The organism is Aquilutibacter rugosus, assembly GCF_036541335.1.
GTDB lineage: Bacteria > Pseudomonadota > Gammaproteobacteria > Xanthomonadales > Xanthomonadaceae > Aquilutibacter > Aquilutibacter rugosus.
Window position 1 is genome coordinate 928,244 of the sequence record NZ_JAZHBO010000001.1, and the last position, 15,274, is coordinate 943,517.

Here is a 15,274-nt window from a genome sequence, read left to right on the forward strand (position 1 = left end):
GGCCTGCATGCAAGTCATCACATTGATGTCCGCCAAAGGTGGCGTCGGCAAGACCACTCTAGCCGCAAACCTTGCCCATGGACTGCACCGGCGCGGTTATCGGACGCTTGCAGTTGACCTCGATCCGCAGAACGCGTTGCGACTGCATCTGGGCATGGACGCCGCCGACACTTCAGGGTTCATTCGCGAAGGCCTGAGCCGCAATGTTCTGTTCACTAGCCCGCATGGCGTCTACTTTGCTCCGTTCGGCGATGTGCAGGCCGATGACCTGACCCTGTTCGAGGCGTTTCTCGCCGAGAACCCGGACTGGCTGGCCAGGAGCATCACCGCACTGGAGCCATTGGGCTTTGACTACGTGATCCTGGATACATCGCCGGGGCCGAATGTGTTTCTCAACCAGGCTTTGGCGACAACGTCCACAGCGCTGATGGTCGTGCTGGCGGATGCCGCATCGTATGCCACCGTACCGCAGGCACTTGAGCTAATCGAACGGCACGCGAAGCCCAATCCGCGTTATCGGGAGAGCTTTGTCGTGATCAATCAGCAGCCGGTTAACGGGCGGCTGGGTCACCAGGTGCGAAGCGCGCTCGCCAACGATCGCGAGATCCCGCTGGCACCCGTTTCCGTACACCGGGACTCCCGTGTCGGAATGGCTATGGCATATCAGCAGCCGGTGGTGCAATATGCACCTTCAGCAATGGTTTCTCTCGACATTGAGTATCTGGTCGACTGGCTCGTCGATCAGACCCAGGCATGACACCATGAATTTTCGGACGTTACTCCCGTGAAATCGCCATTCCCTCTGATCCGGGCACTTTGCGGATTGGGACTCATTCTGCTGGTTCTCGGGGCATGTACCTCGGATAGGGTGCTGACCAAAGGGCCTCAATCGTGGGCCTACTCAAGCTGGTGGTTGCCGCTGACCGAGCAGGGCGTACGCGACTCCGGCTTTGACCGACTGGTCTTCTTTGAAATCGAAATTGGCAGTGACGGACGCATTGCAAATGCGAACGGCTGGCCCGAGCGCCAGGGCCGGATCCGTAGAATTTCGAGTGCGTTGGAGCTGCCGCTGGATCTGACCTTGACCATCAAGGATCACCCCAAGTTCGAAGCGGTGTTCTCGGATCCGGATGCGTCCGAACGTCTGTTCAAGGAATGCGTGTCCTTATTGGATGACCCGGAGGTGCAGGGTATCCATCTTGATTTCGAATTCTATGATGGCGAGGCGTCGCCGGCAGCGGCGGCATCGCTGCAACGGTTCCTCGAACGTCTGTCTGCCGTTCTGAAAGATGCAGACACGCCGCGCAAGCTTTCGATCTTTGTACCGATGGGTGGGCCGGCGCTGTACGACCGGGCGGGACTAGCGCTTGCGGATTGGGTTGTGATTCAAGCGTACGATGCGCACTGGCTGACCAGTCCCAATGCCGGCCCTGTAGCCCCAATCTCCGGGCCCGAAGCCGTGACCTGGGAAAATGTGTTGCGTGAGGCCATGGCCTTGGGCGTTCCCCGCGATCGCATTCTGCTGTCCTATCCGTTGTACGGCTATGAATGGCCGGTTTCGTCGCAGGCCCCGCGCTCGCCTACGACCGGCCCGGGTGTCATGACGACCTTAGAGCCGATGGACAATCAGACACCCGGAACTCCCAATGTGGCTGAACGGCTTACGCGCTACAATTGTACGCATGAAGCGCTCTCCGGCTCCTCGAACTATATCTTTCCGACGCCCAACGGCTGGGCCGTCGGCTGGTTTGAGGGCATGAACGCCCTCGGCAAAAAGATCGAATTTCTCAACCGGAATAAGTTTGGTGGGATTGCGTTCTTTGTGGCCGGTTACGACAAGTATCACCTGACCTCGGCCTATCACCAGAGTCGGTCCGGCGCCAAGATTCCCGCATCCAAGTGTTGATCGCGCCGAATGGTCTTTAGCTCCACCATCTTCCTGTTCTGTTTTTTGCCGCTGTTCCTCGCGGTGTATTACCTGACGCCGCTGCGCTGGCGTTCGCCGGTCATTCTTGTTTTCAGCTACCTGTTCTACGGCTGGTGGAAACTCGAATTCCTCGGCTTGCTGGTCGGCGTTACCGCAGTCAGCTATGTCATCGGTAAGTACTTAAGTGCCAGTGCGGATCCGGCACGTCGCCGGCTGTTGTTGAGCGTCGGCATCGTTCTGAATCTGGCGGCGCTGGTGTATTTCAAATACGCCAACTTCGGTATGCAGGCGCTGAACGACCTGCTCGGCATGCTGCATCTTTCCGCGATCCCGTTCGCCAAGATCATCCTTCCGATTGGCCTGTCGTTCTACATCTTTCATGCCATCAGTTATCTGGTGGACTTGTACCGCAAGGATGCGGAGCCTTCGCGCAACTTCGTTGACTTTGCCTCGTTCATTGCGCTGTTTCCGCATCTGGTAGCCGGGCCGGTATTGCGTTTCCGCCTACTGGCCGATCAGTTCCGATCACGGACACACAGCCTGCAGCTGTTCGGGCAGGGCTGTCTGCTGTTTATGGGTGGCTTTTGCGCCAAGGTGCTGGTGGCCGATCCGATTGCGCCGGTGGCCGACGCGGCCTTCGCGCTCAATGCACCCAGTGTCGCCGATGCGTGGCTGGGCACCGTCGCGTACACCTTGCAGCTGTTCTTTGATTTCAGCGGGTACAGCACCATGGCCATCGGTCTGGCGCTAATGATCGGATTTCGGTTTCCGCAGAACTTTAATGACCCGTACTGGTCCCGTTCCATCACGGAATTCTGGCAGCGGTGGCACATGTCGCTGTCGGGTTGGATCCGTGATTACGTGTACATTCCGCTGGGCGGCAATCGCAAGGGTCCGATTCGTACCTATATCAATCTTGGTCTGGCCATGCTGATCTGCGGGTTGTGGCATGGCGCCAACTGGACGTTTATCGTCTGGGGGGCATGGCATGGTGGTGTGCTTCTGATCGAGCGCTTCCTGTCCCATCGGTTTGGCCCGTCACGCTTTCCTGTAGCGATCAAGTGGGCCTGGACTCTGTTCCTCGTCATGCTAGGTTGGGTGGTGTTCCGTGCCGAATCGATGCATGCAGCCGTGCGCATGTTCCGCGGAATGTTCGGTGGCAACGGCTTTGGCCTCACTGCCCCAATGGCATGGCACGTCAGCACCGATCGCCTGCTCATGATGGGTGTCGGCGTTGTTCTGGTCCTTGTCTTGCCGTGGCTCAAGACCGACAAGGCGCGTTGGACCAAGGCGCTGCTGATTCCGCTGTTTGTGGTGGCAGTGGCGACACTCGCTTCACAAAAGTTCACTCCGTTCCTGTATTTCCAGTTCTGAGGCGCGCATGATCCGCAATTCTGATCCGTCCGCGACGCCACGCCCTAGGCCCCTAGAGTGGGCCGCAGGTGCTGCACTGATACTGGTCATGCTGGTTGGTGCTGCGCAGGCCATCGCCGCATGGCGAGTCCCGGCAGAGCATGCGGTGCCGGTCACGCCCAAATCAGTGCTCAACGGTGCTCTCACCAAAGACTGGTCCGATCGGCTCGATGCCAACATGCCTTGGCGTGCCCAGATGATTACGTTGGCGAACGGCCTTCGCTATCGCCTGTTCAATGGCGGGGGTGAGGATGTGCGCGTGGGTCGCGATGGCTGGTTGTATCTGACCGAAGAATTTCGCAGCGACGGTCACGATGCCGCCAACCTGCAACGTCGTGTGAAATTGCTGGCGCAAACGCAACAGGCGTTGGCCGCCGACGGCGTTCAACTGCTGATCGCGCTGGTGCCGGATAAGTCACGTGCCGTGGATCGCTTCGTGCCGAGTCCGTTGAATAGAAACACACACGCCAGGCGCTACTCGGACGCGATGGCTGCATTGACGGGGCAGGGCCTGCAGGTGGTGGATCTGCGGCCGGCCTTGGTCGATGGGCAAGTGGGCGCTCAGCGCTTCTACCGTACCGACACCCACTGGAATGACGAGGGCGCTGCCGCGGCGGCGGCGCTGGTTGCGGCCAAAGCCAGTGCCTTGACGACCTGCGGCACACCGACGTCGTATCAGACTACGGTTGCGGCGGCCAAGCCGTATGCGGGCGACCTGTCGCGTCTAATGGGTTTGCAGACCGCACCTCGCTGGTTAAGTCCGCCGACGGATACTGAGCGTGCGCACAATACACAGGCGCAAGCGGCGGCTGATCAGGGCGATGCCGGGCTTGGACTGTTTGGTTCGCGCCAGGTTTCGTACGTGTTGACCGGAACCTCGTTCTCGCGGCGGGGTAATTTTCACGGCGCGCTGCAGCAGGCATTGAGCTGTGAAGTGCTGAATACCGCAAAAGACGGCGGCGGACTTCTTGATGGGATGGGACAGTACCTTAGTGATGCCGCCTTTGCCGAGAGCAAGCCGTCGCTGCTGATCTGGGAAATCCCGGAGCGCTTTCTAACGCTGGCCTTAACGACCGAAGACCGGTGGCTGGAATCCGTGGGGTTGGTATCCCCATAGAGAGGGGAACTTTTGCTGAACAGTGGGGTCAATTGCGTAGCAAGTTGACACTCCAGAATACGCTATCAGAATGTTAAGCTTGCTTAGCGGAAGAGAAAGTTTCTCCCGGCCGCAGTGGGTGCATGTTAGACCTCTTATTAGGATTTATTGAAATGACGCGTTCTGTTTCCCGTTTGGCTGTGGCGATGGCCATCTCGCTCCTTGCTGCCGGTGCTGCGTCTGCGCAATCGACCGGTCGCCTGTACGATGCGATGCCGCCTGCTAACTCTTCGTACCTGCGTGTAGTATCTGCCGGCACTGCATCTGTCGATGTGTGGGTTGATGGCAAGCTGCGCGCCCGCGGCCTTAAAGGTCGCACGCCGAGTGCCTATCTGATTCTTTCAAGTGGCGCCCACAACGTGCAGCTCCGCAGCGGCACCAAGATTGTCGGCGCCACCGCGGTTCGTACCGCCGGCCAGGCCGCCTACACCGTCGCCTTGCCGCAAGGCTCGGCTACGCCTGTCGTGTTTACCGACAAACTCAGCAGCAACAAGCTCAAATCGGTACTGGCCGTCTATAATCTGGCCCCCGGTGCCGGAGCGCTGACGGTCTCTACGGCCGATGGCAAGACCAAAGTCTTTACCGGCGTTCGCATGGGACAGCCTGCCGTGCTCGAGGTCAATCCGATCCAGGTGAACCTGCAGGTTGCGGGTACTGCGGCCAAGTCTGCAGCTTCGTTACGAATGGTGCCCGGCGGATCCTACAGCGTGTTTGCATTTCCGAACGGTGTCAACGGACTCACCACCTTGACCGTTCAAAATACTAATGAGCGATATCTCGGCAACTAAGCCGAAGCCCCTAAGTTCAAAGTTTGGAGTTATACATGAATTGGTCCCGTTCCTTTGCTGCCCTGGGTTTGGCCCTTGGCGCTACGATGTCGTTCTCGGCCGTTGCGGCTGACACCTACGATGTCGTCTTCGGCAAGAACAAGGATTGGCTGTTCACCGGTTACGAATACCTGGCCCCGACCGATGTGGCCAACATTGATACCAACCTGAAAGCATTGGCTCAGGCATCGCAGATGTTTCGCGCCGATGGCACGCAGCTGGTCGTGGTGCTGGTGCCTTCCAAGATTCGGATCTACGGCAATGAATTGCCGGCCTCGCGTCCGCTGACGACATTCGCTGACCAGCTGTACGGCAAGGCCGTGAATGCCTTGCGAGCCGGTGGTGTCCATGTTGTCGATCTCAATACGCCCTTTATGGCCATCCCCGATCGCGCCGGCAGCAATCAGCTGTTCTATAAGCTCGACACGCACTGGACGCCTAAGGGCGCGGCCTTGGCAGCCGACACGATCAAGAACTACATCATGGGCGTGCCGTCACTGGCGGCTGCCTGGCAAGCAACGCCACCGGTGCAGTACAAGCTGACCTGGGGTGATCGACCCAAGCCCTCGCGCTCGCGCGATCTGGTGCATTACCTGCCGCCGGGTACTGCAACGTTTCCGCCGGAGCAGATTCTGTCGTTCGATGTCAATCGCCTGACGCCATCCACTGCGGGTCTGACCGGCGCCGGCGAACAAATCGGTGTGACTGCAATCGGCAGCAGCTTTAGCCATGCCAATACCGGCTATCCCAATGCCCTGCGTTATGCCCTGCAGCGCGATGTGCTGGAAATGGCCCTCCCGGTTGATCAGGGCCCCTGGTACGGCATGTTGAATTACGTGAGCAACGAATACAAAGCCAGCAAGCCCAAACTCGTCATCTGGGAGATCCCTGAGCGCGAACTGCGTTCCCCGCCGTCGGCTACTTGGCGCGAAGCCCGCTTCCGTATTGATAACGCTCAATGGCTGAGCAAAATGAAGCAGCAACTGAAATGACAAAGGTTCCGCGATTGCTAAGACACTTTGGAATGTGTCTGTTCGTTGCAGTCGCACTGTTCACTGCGTTTTCTGCGGCCGCGGCACCCAGAATCAAAATCAAAGCGGCTACCGAGATGGATCCTGCGGATCCCTCCTATTTCCTGCCGGCCGACTTGTTTGATGCTAAAGGGAATCGTCTCGGCGTGGCGCCCGGTGTTCCCGCTGCCGTGCCGATGCCCACACAGTCATTACCGCTCGAGGGTCTACGCAAGTCCGAGGTGCTGGTTTATCAGTCGCCGGCAACGCGTGCCTATTTCGAGCGCGGCGGGGTCCGTTCGGATCTCAATGTGACGCTGTGGCAGCGCTTTCTGGCGCGCTACAGGTTTCCGTTCCGCATCATCCGTGATCTGAAAGATCCTGCTTTGGCTGCCGGCAACGTGCTGGTGCTGCCGTCCGATGTCGCACTCTCCGATGCAGAGCGTCAGCAGATTCGCAGTTTCGCAGCCTTAGGCGGCAGCATTATCGCCACTTGGCAGTTAGGCACGCGCGATCCGCAGGGCAAGTGGGTCGGCTTTGATTTCATGGAGTCGCTGCTCAGTGTCCGTGTGACCGGTTTTACCGGTCTGGTTGACGATGAACGCTATATCCATCCCTACGGCGACACGCCGGTCACTCATTCCATTCCGGCCGGTTCGCGCATGTGGACAGATCTGCTGCCGGCGTGGAGTCCGCTGATGATTCGATCCGCTAGGCCTGTTGCAGGCATGCGGACATGGGGCCATCGCCCGACGCGTGACACCGGTTCCGATGTGATGTCGATCAGTGCCCATGGTCGCTCGCGTGTGGTGTATTTCGGTTGGCCCGAACGCACTTGGATGAGCGCCGACGCCCGCTACCACGATGGCTTGCTCTATGACTCGGTGAGCTGGGCGTTGCGTCTACCCTCGGTGTCCGTTGCAGCCTGGCCGTATCCGTACCGCAGTGCCTTCGTGTCCACGACGTACATGGCCGACGTGTTCAATGCCAACGATATTCCGTTCGGGAAGTTGCAGCTCTCAAAGGGCCTCAAAGGTAGCTATTACGTCCTCGGGTTCGAAATTGATAAATCCCATGCCGCACTGACCCAACTGGCCGCCATGGGGCACGAGATCTCGTACGAAGGCGATGAGTTCGAATCGTTTGCCGGTCAGCCGGCGGCTCAGCAGACGACGCGCTTGAACACCATGCGCGCTGCAACGGCGGCAGCCAAGATTCCGATCAGTGCGCATCCGGGTTTCAATCCGCCGGCAGACGGATCCGATCAGATCACGCGGCAAGTGGTTTCCGAGCAACCCATCGACTATATGGTGACCTGGGTCGAGGCGGTTGATGGCTGCATCCCCCAGTTCCAGACCTCTACAGCCGGATCGGCTCCGCGCCAACACCCGCTGGTTCTGATTCCGCGTCTGTTGCCGGGTGTCGAGGAGCGTCTGGATGAGATTAGCGAATCCGAGGCAGTTGCCGAGAATCACGACCTTGTCAACGACCTCAACAGGATGGGCTGCGTTGCGGTGGCACGTTACGCCAATCAGAGTCTGCTAACGCCGGATGCGCAATCGCAGACGCTCGATTCCTATACTCGCAACCGGTCGACGATGTGGGGTGCCACCGGCAGCGAGATTAGCCGCTGGTGGGTGGAGCGCGGTGAACTCAAAGCGACTCTGAGCGGTGATCCGACGGCCCCGACCTTGTCGGTGACCATTCCCGGCGGCGGACTGTCGAACGAGGCGGTGATCTGGCTAAACCTGCCGCGACGTGAGGCCAAGGTATCGTTGTCGGGGCCGCAGCAAGTGCGCACGGTTTACTCCGAAGACGGACTCGTTGCCGGACTGCTAGTCCGCGATCTGAAGTCGGGCAACTACCAATGGCAGGTCAATTTCGTCGGTGATGCCGAGAAGTAATTGACGCAGCGCACCAGTTAGGCGATAACTTAGCATACGGACCGGTATAGCGAAGGTAAGCAAAATGGTGGCAAAGGCGGATACGGCGTGGCTGATGACATCCACCTTATTGGTGTTGATGATGTGTCTGCCCGGCCTTGCATTTTTCTATGGCGGCCTGGTCCGCGCTAAAAACGTCCTGAGCGTCATGATGCAGGTGCTGTGCGTCTTTTCAGTGCTGGTCATTGCCTGGTTTGCATTTGGCTACACTCTCGCCTTTGGCGAAGGCAATGCCTGGATCGGCAATTTCGACAAGCTGTTCTTGCGCGGTGTGACGCCGAACTCGCTCGCCGATACGTTCACCGCTGACGTCAAGATTCCTGAGTATGCGTTTGTGGCATTCCAGTCCACGTTTGCCGGCATTACCGGCGCGCTGATTGTGGGTGCGTTTGCGGAGCGCATTAAATTCCGTGCCGTGCTGGCCTTCGCCCTGTTGTGGTTTGCCTTTGCCTACTTGCCGGTGGCGCATATGGTGTGGGCGCCGACGGGTCTTCTGTTCAAGCTGGGCGCCATGGACTTTGCCGGTGGCACTGTGGTTCATATCAATGCGGGTATCGCCGGTCTGGTCGGAGCGTATTTTGTCGGCAAACGCGTCGGTTACGGTCGCGAAGCGATCAAGCCGCACAACGTGACCTTTACGCTGCTCGGGGCGTCGTTGCTGTGGGTAGGCTGGTTCGGGTTTAACGCCGGTTCCGCGCTCGAGGCCAACGGCACGGCCACGCTGGCCTTCATCAATACCTTGCTCGCAGCGGCTGCAGGCGCCTTGTCCTGGGCCGCCATCGAAGGGCTGCGCATGCGCCAACCGTCCATGCTCGGTGCGGCATCCGGCGTCGTGGCGGGGCTGGTGGGCGTGACGCCGGCTTGCGGCATGATCGGGCCTGTGGGTGCGCTGGCCATTGGTGCCATCACTTCGGCGGTGTGCGTCTGGGGCGTATCCGGTCTCAAACAGCTGCTGCGTGCCGACGACTCGCTCGACGTGTTCGGCCTGCACGGCATTGGTGGCATGTTGGGCGCGCTGCTGACGGCAGTGTTTGCAGCGCCGGCGCTCGGTGGACAGGCCGCTGCCGATTACAACATGCTGCATCAGTTGGGTGTGCAGGCCTGGTCGATCGTGCTGACCGTGCTGTGGTCGGGCATCGTGTCGGTGCTGGCGTATCTGCTGGTGCGCCGCGTGTTCGGTCTGCGTGTCCAGCAGGAAGAAGAACGCGAAGGCCTGGACATCGTCTCGCACGGCGAATCGGCCTACGATTGAGGCTTGCCCTCAGTAGCGGCGATCCCCTGCATGGTTTGGCGCTGGTGTTGGGAAGTGTTCTCGCGATTCAGTTGTTTGCGCCACGAGCGGATGCTCAAAAGGCGCCAGTCCGCTAAAATACAGGACTCGCCTAGCGCGGGCCTATAGCTCAATGGTTAGAGCAGAGGACTCATAATCCTTTGGTTCCAGGTTCGAGTCCTGGTGGGCCCACCAACTCGTCGTCCAGCAAAGTCCAGTTGCGGCCATCTAGACGAGCACATTACACTCGTGGTGTTGATCAACGGATGGTGCAGCTCGTTGATAGGGCCTGCTGTATCCGCGCGGTTGCGATGCTCGCCCTGTCCACGTCACCTTAGAGCGTGTGCTCTTGGGCCGTCGCAATACGAAACGCGCGCACATGAGGGCGTTTAAGTGCATGAATCAACTCACATTTGTGATATTCATCTTGACATTAATGTGATTCGAATTACACACTGTGCCTGTAGTCGGGGTATGCGGGCTGCTCTGCTGGCCGCATAAAGTTCGATCGACGCACTGACTTTTTCTGATCTAGGCATCTTAGAGGCCGGGTTGAAAAGCTGACATCTCGCACGGCGATGGGCACGGTAAAGGGGAAATTCGAAGTGATGAAGCAATCTTGCCCGGTGGAACGTGTCGCTGCGTTTGCGCGCGCGAAATTTGAATTGCTCCAGCGGGAGCATTCGCAGCGATCCACGTCGACATCCTCGCTCTGGCGGCGACTTGCGTTGCTGGCGTTGTGCTGCGTAGCACCCACGGCTTTCGCGGCCGACCTGCAGATCAGCAACCTGTCCGACACCGGGTACGACCCGACGCCAGTCGGCGGTCCCGTCGTCTACCACGTGGTAGTCGGGAACGGCGATATCGACACGGTCTCCGACGCGGTCGCCCTGTTCGACCTGCCGGCCGGTGCCACGCCGGGCACGTTGCCGGCGTTCTGCGCGAGCCTGGGCGGTTCGCCGGTTCGTATCCGCTGCGACATCCCCACGCTGACGCAGGCATCGTCCTCGGTTGCGTTCGATATCCAGATGAACACGGCGGGGATGGCCGCAGGTACCGTGCAGATCCATAGCGCCGTGGGTTTCGCCGGCATGCTGCCTGCTGCGGGCGAGGCGCTCAACACGCTGCCGCCGTCGCATCCGTTCTTCGGCAGCGACAGCGACACCGACAACAACCAGCTCAGCCAGGGCACCACGCTGCAGCAGTCGGGCGACCTGCGCCTGCAGAAGACCGCGACGCCGTCGCCGGTAATCGGTGGCGGCGAGGTCACGTATACCCTGCAGGTGTTCAACGACGGTCCGAATGCGTCGTCCGGTTTCAAAGTGGTGGACACGTTGCCTGCCGGCGTCACGCTGGTGGCCGGCAGCTTCATCGGGCCCGGCTGGACCTTAAACGCCGGCACGATGACGGCGACCCACGCCGGTGCCGTCGCCAATGGCGCCAGCGCGTCCTTCAGCTTCCGCGCCAAGGTCAATGTCGGCAGCGGCAACATCACCAACGCCGCCGTGGTCAACGCTGGTGCGATGCCGGATCCGAACGTGGGCAACAACACCGACGAGGTGACCACGCCGGTCACGCCCGGTGCCGACCTGATGATCAGCAAGCGCGCCAATCCTGCGCCTGCGGTCGCCGGCGAGCCGGTGACGTTCAACATCCAGGTGCGCAATCTCGGCCCGAGTGCCGCGACCAATCCGCGCTGGACCGACACGCTCCCGACCGGGTTCACCGTGACCGGCGGCAACCAGCCCGCCGGCTGGACCTGTGCGACGACGAGTGGCAACACGGTGCGTGGTTGCACCTTCGCGGGCAATCTCGCCGTCGGCGCGATCGTCAATTTCACCGTGCAGGCGATGGTGCCGTCCAACGGCACCAACAGCAGCGGCAACGTCACCAATACGGCCACCGTGACGTCCGACACGCCGGATGCGGTATCGACCAACAACACCGGCAGCACCACGTTCAGCGTGGTGCCGGATGGTGCGGATCTCGGCCTGGCGAAGCGCAAGGCGCCGGCACTGGTCGCGATCTGGCCGGGCAGCGGTGACGACAGCGACAGCCGCATGACCTCGACCATCGAGGTGCACAACTATGGCCCGCGCGCAGCCACCGGCAACGTGCGCGTGGTGGACGTGCTGGCCGCGGGCGAGGAGTACGTGAGCGGCGGCAACGCGGGCGAGTGGTCGTGTTCCGTCGCGCCGCCGACGTGGAACGGGGGCGGACCGGCGCAGGTCGTCACCTGCGATCTCGATGCCTCGCGGTATCCGTTGGCGAGGAACGCGGATGCGCCCGACCTGCGCATCATCACGCGTGCGCGCAGCGCCGACCTGGCGCTGACCAACAACGCGTGCACCGGCGGCTCGGGCGGTTCGCTCGAGCCCATCACCGGCAGCATCGACGAAGACCGCAACCCCAACAACGACTGCGCAGGCAATGGCACGCGCACCACCAACGATCGCGTCGACCTGCAGATCGAAAAGTGGACCAACGCGCCCGGTGCCGGCGACAACACCATCGCGGTGGGCGTCAACAGCCTCACCTACACCCTGCGCGTGACCAACCTGGCGATCACCGACGCGGTGCCGGCCACCGGCATCGTGGTGAACGACACGCTGCCCGGCTTCGTGCCGGCGTCCAGTGGGCTGCCCAGCACAGGCATCACCGTCAGTGCCCCGGCCGGCTGGACCTGCCCGGTCACCGGCGCGTCGATCGTCTGCCGCTCGGGTGCCACCGCCCTCAATCCGGGTGCGTCCGCGGACATCGTCATCACTGTCGCGCGACCGCTGTTCGACAGCATGGGCCAGAGCCCCGGCAGCTGCGGCGCGGGTGCGCCGGCGACCGGTGCGTTCTGCAATACCGCGGGTGTCGCCGTGGATCCGGCGGTACCGGATTCGGTCGGTGAAATCAACGGCGCCAACAACCAGGCCAGCGACTGGGTGCGCATCGAGCGCGAAGCCAACGTGCGCACCACGGCGAAGAACATCGTCACCGGCAACGTCGGCCGCGCCGGCGTGGACAGCCAGTACGTGATGTCGTACCTCAACGAAGGCACCGCGACGGTGCCGGGCGTGGTGTTCCGCGACACCTTCACCCTGCCGGCGAACGATGCCGGTTTCGTGCTGGTTTCGGCCACGCGCACGCCGGGCACGGTGGCCTGCACGGCCACGCCTGACGGCGGCCTGACCGCCACCGCCACGGCGGGCGGTACCTCGTACGCGAACCCGACCGGCGCGCCGCTGCAGCTGGCCATCGAATGTCCGGCGCTGTCGATGTCGCATCGCCAGAGCGAGGACATGCTGGTCACCATCCGCCCGAACGTCAACACCGGCAACAATCCGGCCGGCCGCCAGTTCGACAACGTCGCCACGTTCGGCATCACCGGTGGCGCCACCGGCAGCGACGCCAACGGCGCGTTCAACTACAACAGCAACACCAGTGCGGCCGACGACCAGAAGACGGCGTCGCTGACGTTCCAGCAGGGCGTCGCCGACCTGATCGTCAACAAGACCGATCTCGGCTTCACCGGTGGCGTGGATCCGCTGGGCTACGACGCCCTCAATTCCGCCAACAACCTGATCACGTACCGCATCTCCGTGCGCAACGTCGGTCCCTCGGTCGCGACCAGCGTGCGCATCAACGACACCTACCGCGTGCCGAGTGGCCGCCAGGTGCGTTTCATGGGTATCGCGCCCGGCCCGATCGGCGGGCCGTCCACGGCCTTCAGCGCCGCCGGATGTACGGTGACCAGCGCCAATCCGTTCACCGGCACGGGCACCACGCCCACCGACGCGGGTTTGAGCATCGAGTGCGACGTGCCGGGTGCGGGCTTCGGCGGCAGCAATGCGCCCGGCGTGCTGGGCGTGAACGCGACCAGCTACGTCTACGTCCAGTACCGTTACGAGACGCCGCCCGGCGCCAGCGGCGATACGGCGCGCAACTACTTCAGCGTGGTGCATGCCGAAACGGACCCCAATACATCCGACAACGCGGTCGACGAGCAGACCTCGATCCGCACGCGCGCTGATGTCGGGGTGACCAAGCATGTGTTCACCGACCTGCCGGACAGCGACCCGGATGTTGCGCTGCCGGCATCGCCCGCCACGGCGGTGGCGTTGCGCCAGCCGTTCTACTGGGTGATCGAGGGCGTGAACAACGGTCCGGGCGCCAGCCTGTCGCGCGACCGCACCGGCACCAGCCCGTCGAACGGCACCGGTACGGTGATCACCGACACCTTGCCCGCCGGCCTGGAAATCCTGGGCGCGGCCACGTGGCAGAAGAAGGGGCCTGACCCGGGCGGCGACGAAGTGCCCGATGGCACCGGCACGTGTACCGCTGCCGGCCTGGCGCTGACCTGTCGCCTGGGCGACGTGACCGTGACCGGCAAGGTCCGCGTCATCGTTCCCGTGCGCTGGACCATCTATCCCGGTGCCGGTGCGCAGATCAACACCGCCAGCATCACCACCGAACAGGTGGATCCGAACCCCGGCAACAACACGGCCACGGAAGACATCCTAGTCACGCGTTCGTCGCTGGAAGGCCTGGTGTTCGAAGACCGCGATCGCGCGGCAGGGAACGGCGGCACGCAGCAGACCGTCACGGGCGAACCCGGCATCGCCGGCGTCACCGTCGTGCTGACCGGTAAGGACCTCTACGGCAACGCGGTGAACCTCACCCTGCCTACCACGGCGGACGGTGCGTACCGCTTCGAGAACCTGTCGCCCTCCGATGCGTCGGGCTACACCATCACCCAGACCCAGCCGGCCGGTTACGTCAACGGTCCGATCGATCCGCCCGCGGCCGGTGGCAGTGCGCCGTCGCTCGGTGGCACGTATGCGGCGGGGTCGCCCAACTCGGTGATCAGCGCGATTCCCGTCGGCGCCAACCAGGCCGGCGTGCGCTACAACTTCCCCGAGGTACGCCAGCCATCGCTGTCCGGCTTCGTCTACGTCGACGCCAACTTCAGCAACGTGCGCGATGGGGGCGACAGCGCCATCGCCGGCGCCACCGTCGAACTGCTCAATGCCGCCACCGGCACCGTCGTGGCCACCACCACGACCAATGCCAGCGGCGCTTACAGCTTCACCAACCTCGATCCGCTGACCGTCTACACGTTGCGCGAGGTACTGCCGGCCGGCAGCTACCAGAACCGTCCGACGGCGGTGAATGCCGGCCTGATCGGTGGCATGGCCTGTGCCACCGGCTGCACGCCGGGGAGCGGCGTGGGCGGCGATGCCGCCACCACCGACCGCATCAGCGCCATCGACCTGGGCGCCGGTACCGACGGCACGCTGTTCAACTTCGGCGAAGACGCGGTGTCGGGCATCAGCGGTCGCGTCTACGTGGACCGCAACGGCAACGGCGATTTCGATGCCGGCGATGCGGGCACGGTCAATTCGCGTCCGAATGGCGGCCTGCAGGGCGTCACCATCACGCTGACCGGCGCCGGTGCCGACGGCATCTTCGGCACCGGTGACGATCCGGCACCGGTGGTGCTGCAGACCGACGCCGATGGCGCGTATCAGTTCACCGGCCTGGTGGTCGGACAGAACTACCGCGTCACCGAAACGCAGCCGACCGGTTACGGCAACGGCACCGAGCACGCGACCAACGTCATCGAGATCGGCAACCTGCCGCTGGCCGGGACCTCCGGTCACGACTTCGGCGAAGTGCTGGGTTCGCTGGCGGGCGTGGTGTTCGAAGACTTCTCCGCGACCTCGGCCAACAACAACAG

The 15,274-nt window shown here is 62.2% G+C and carries 8 protein-coding genes, 1 tRNA gene and 1 pseudogene; all 10 read left to right on the top strand.

Going from position 1 to position 15,274, the window contains the following annotated elements:
- The first annotated feature begins 7 nt into the window (after window positions 1-7).
- Window positions 8-757, top strand: coding sequence for a cellulose biosynthesis protein BcsQ (gene bcsQ / locus V3390_RS04330; RefSeq protein WP_331689140.1), 750 nt, complete (start codon window positions 8-10; stop codon window positions 755-757).
- Between the two features lie 27 nt (window positions 758-784).
- Window positions 785-1,906, top strand: coding sequence for a glycosyl hydrolase family 18 protein (locus V3390_RS04335; protein ID WP_331703501.1), 1,122 nt, complete (start codon window positions 785-787; stop codon window positions 1,904-1,906).
- Window positions 1,907-1,915: 9 nt separating this feature from the next.
- Window positions 1,916-3,301 (top strand): MBOAT family O-acyltransferase, encoded by a 1,386-nt coding sequence (locus V3390_RS04340; protein WP_331703502.1) that lies wholly within the window; start codon window positions 1,916-1,918, stop codon window positions 3,299-3,301.
- A gap of 7 nt (window positions 3,302-3,308) precedes the next feature.
- Complete coding sequence (locus V3390_RS04345; RefSeq protein ID WP_331703503.1) at window positions 3,309-4,457, top strand: alginate O-acetyltransferase AlgX-related protein; 1,149 nt, start codon at window positions 3,309-3,311, stop codon at window positions 4,455-4,457.
- A 152-nt stretch (window positions 4,458-4,609) separates the two neighbouring features.
- Window positions 4,610-5,284, top strand: a complete 675-nt coding sequence (locus V3390_RS04350; RefSeq protein ID WP_331689144.1) for an alginate O-acetyltransferase AlgF — start codon at window positions 4,610-4,612, stop codon at window positions 5,282-5,284.
- Between the two features lie 35 nt (window positions 5,285-5,319).
- Window positions 5,320-6,315 carry an alginate O-acetyltransferase AlgX-related protein gene (locus V3390_RS04355; RefSeq protein ID WP_331689145.1) on the top strand — a complete coding sequence of 332 codons (996 nt, stop codon included), beginning with the start codon at window positions 5,320-5,322 and terminating at the stop codon, window positions 6,313-6,315.
- A gap of 32 nt (window positions 6,316-6,347) precedes the next feature.
- Window positions 6,348-8,237, top strand: a complete 1,890-nt coding sequence (locus V3390_RS04360; protein WP_331703504.1) for a hypothetical protein — start codon at window positions 6,348-6,350, stop codon at window positions 8,235-8,237.
- A 49-nt stretch (window positions 8,238-8,286) separates the two neighbouring features.
- Window positions 8,287-9,528, top strand: a pseudogene (locus tag V3390_RS04365) (ammonium transporter); the annotation flags it as partial.
- 137 nt (window positions 9,529-9,665) lie between these two features.
- A tRNA-Ile gene (locus V3390_RS04370) sits at window positions 9,666-9,741 on the top strand.
- A 413-nt stretch (window positions 9,742-10,154) separates the two neighbouring features.
- Window positions 10,155-15,274, top strand: a 5,120-nt coding sequence (locus tag V3390_RS04375) for an SdrD B-like domain-containing protein (protein ID WP_331703505.1), incomplete at its 3' end; no start/stop codon positions are given.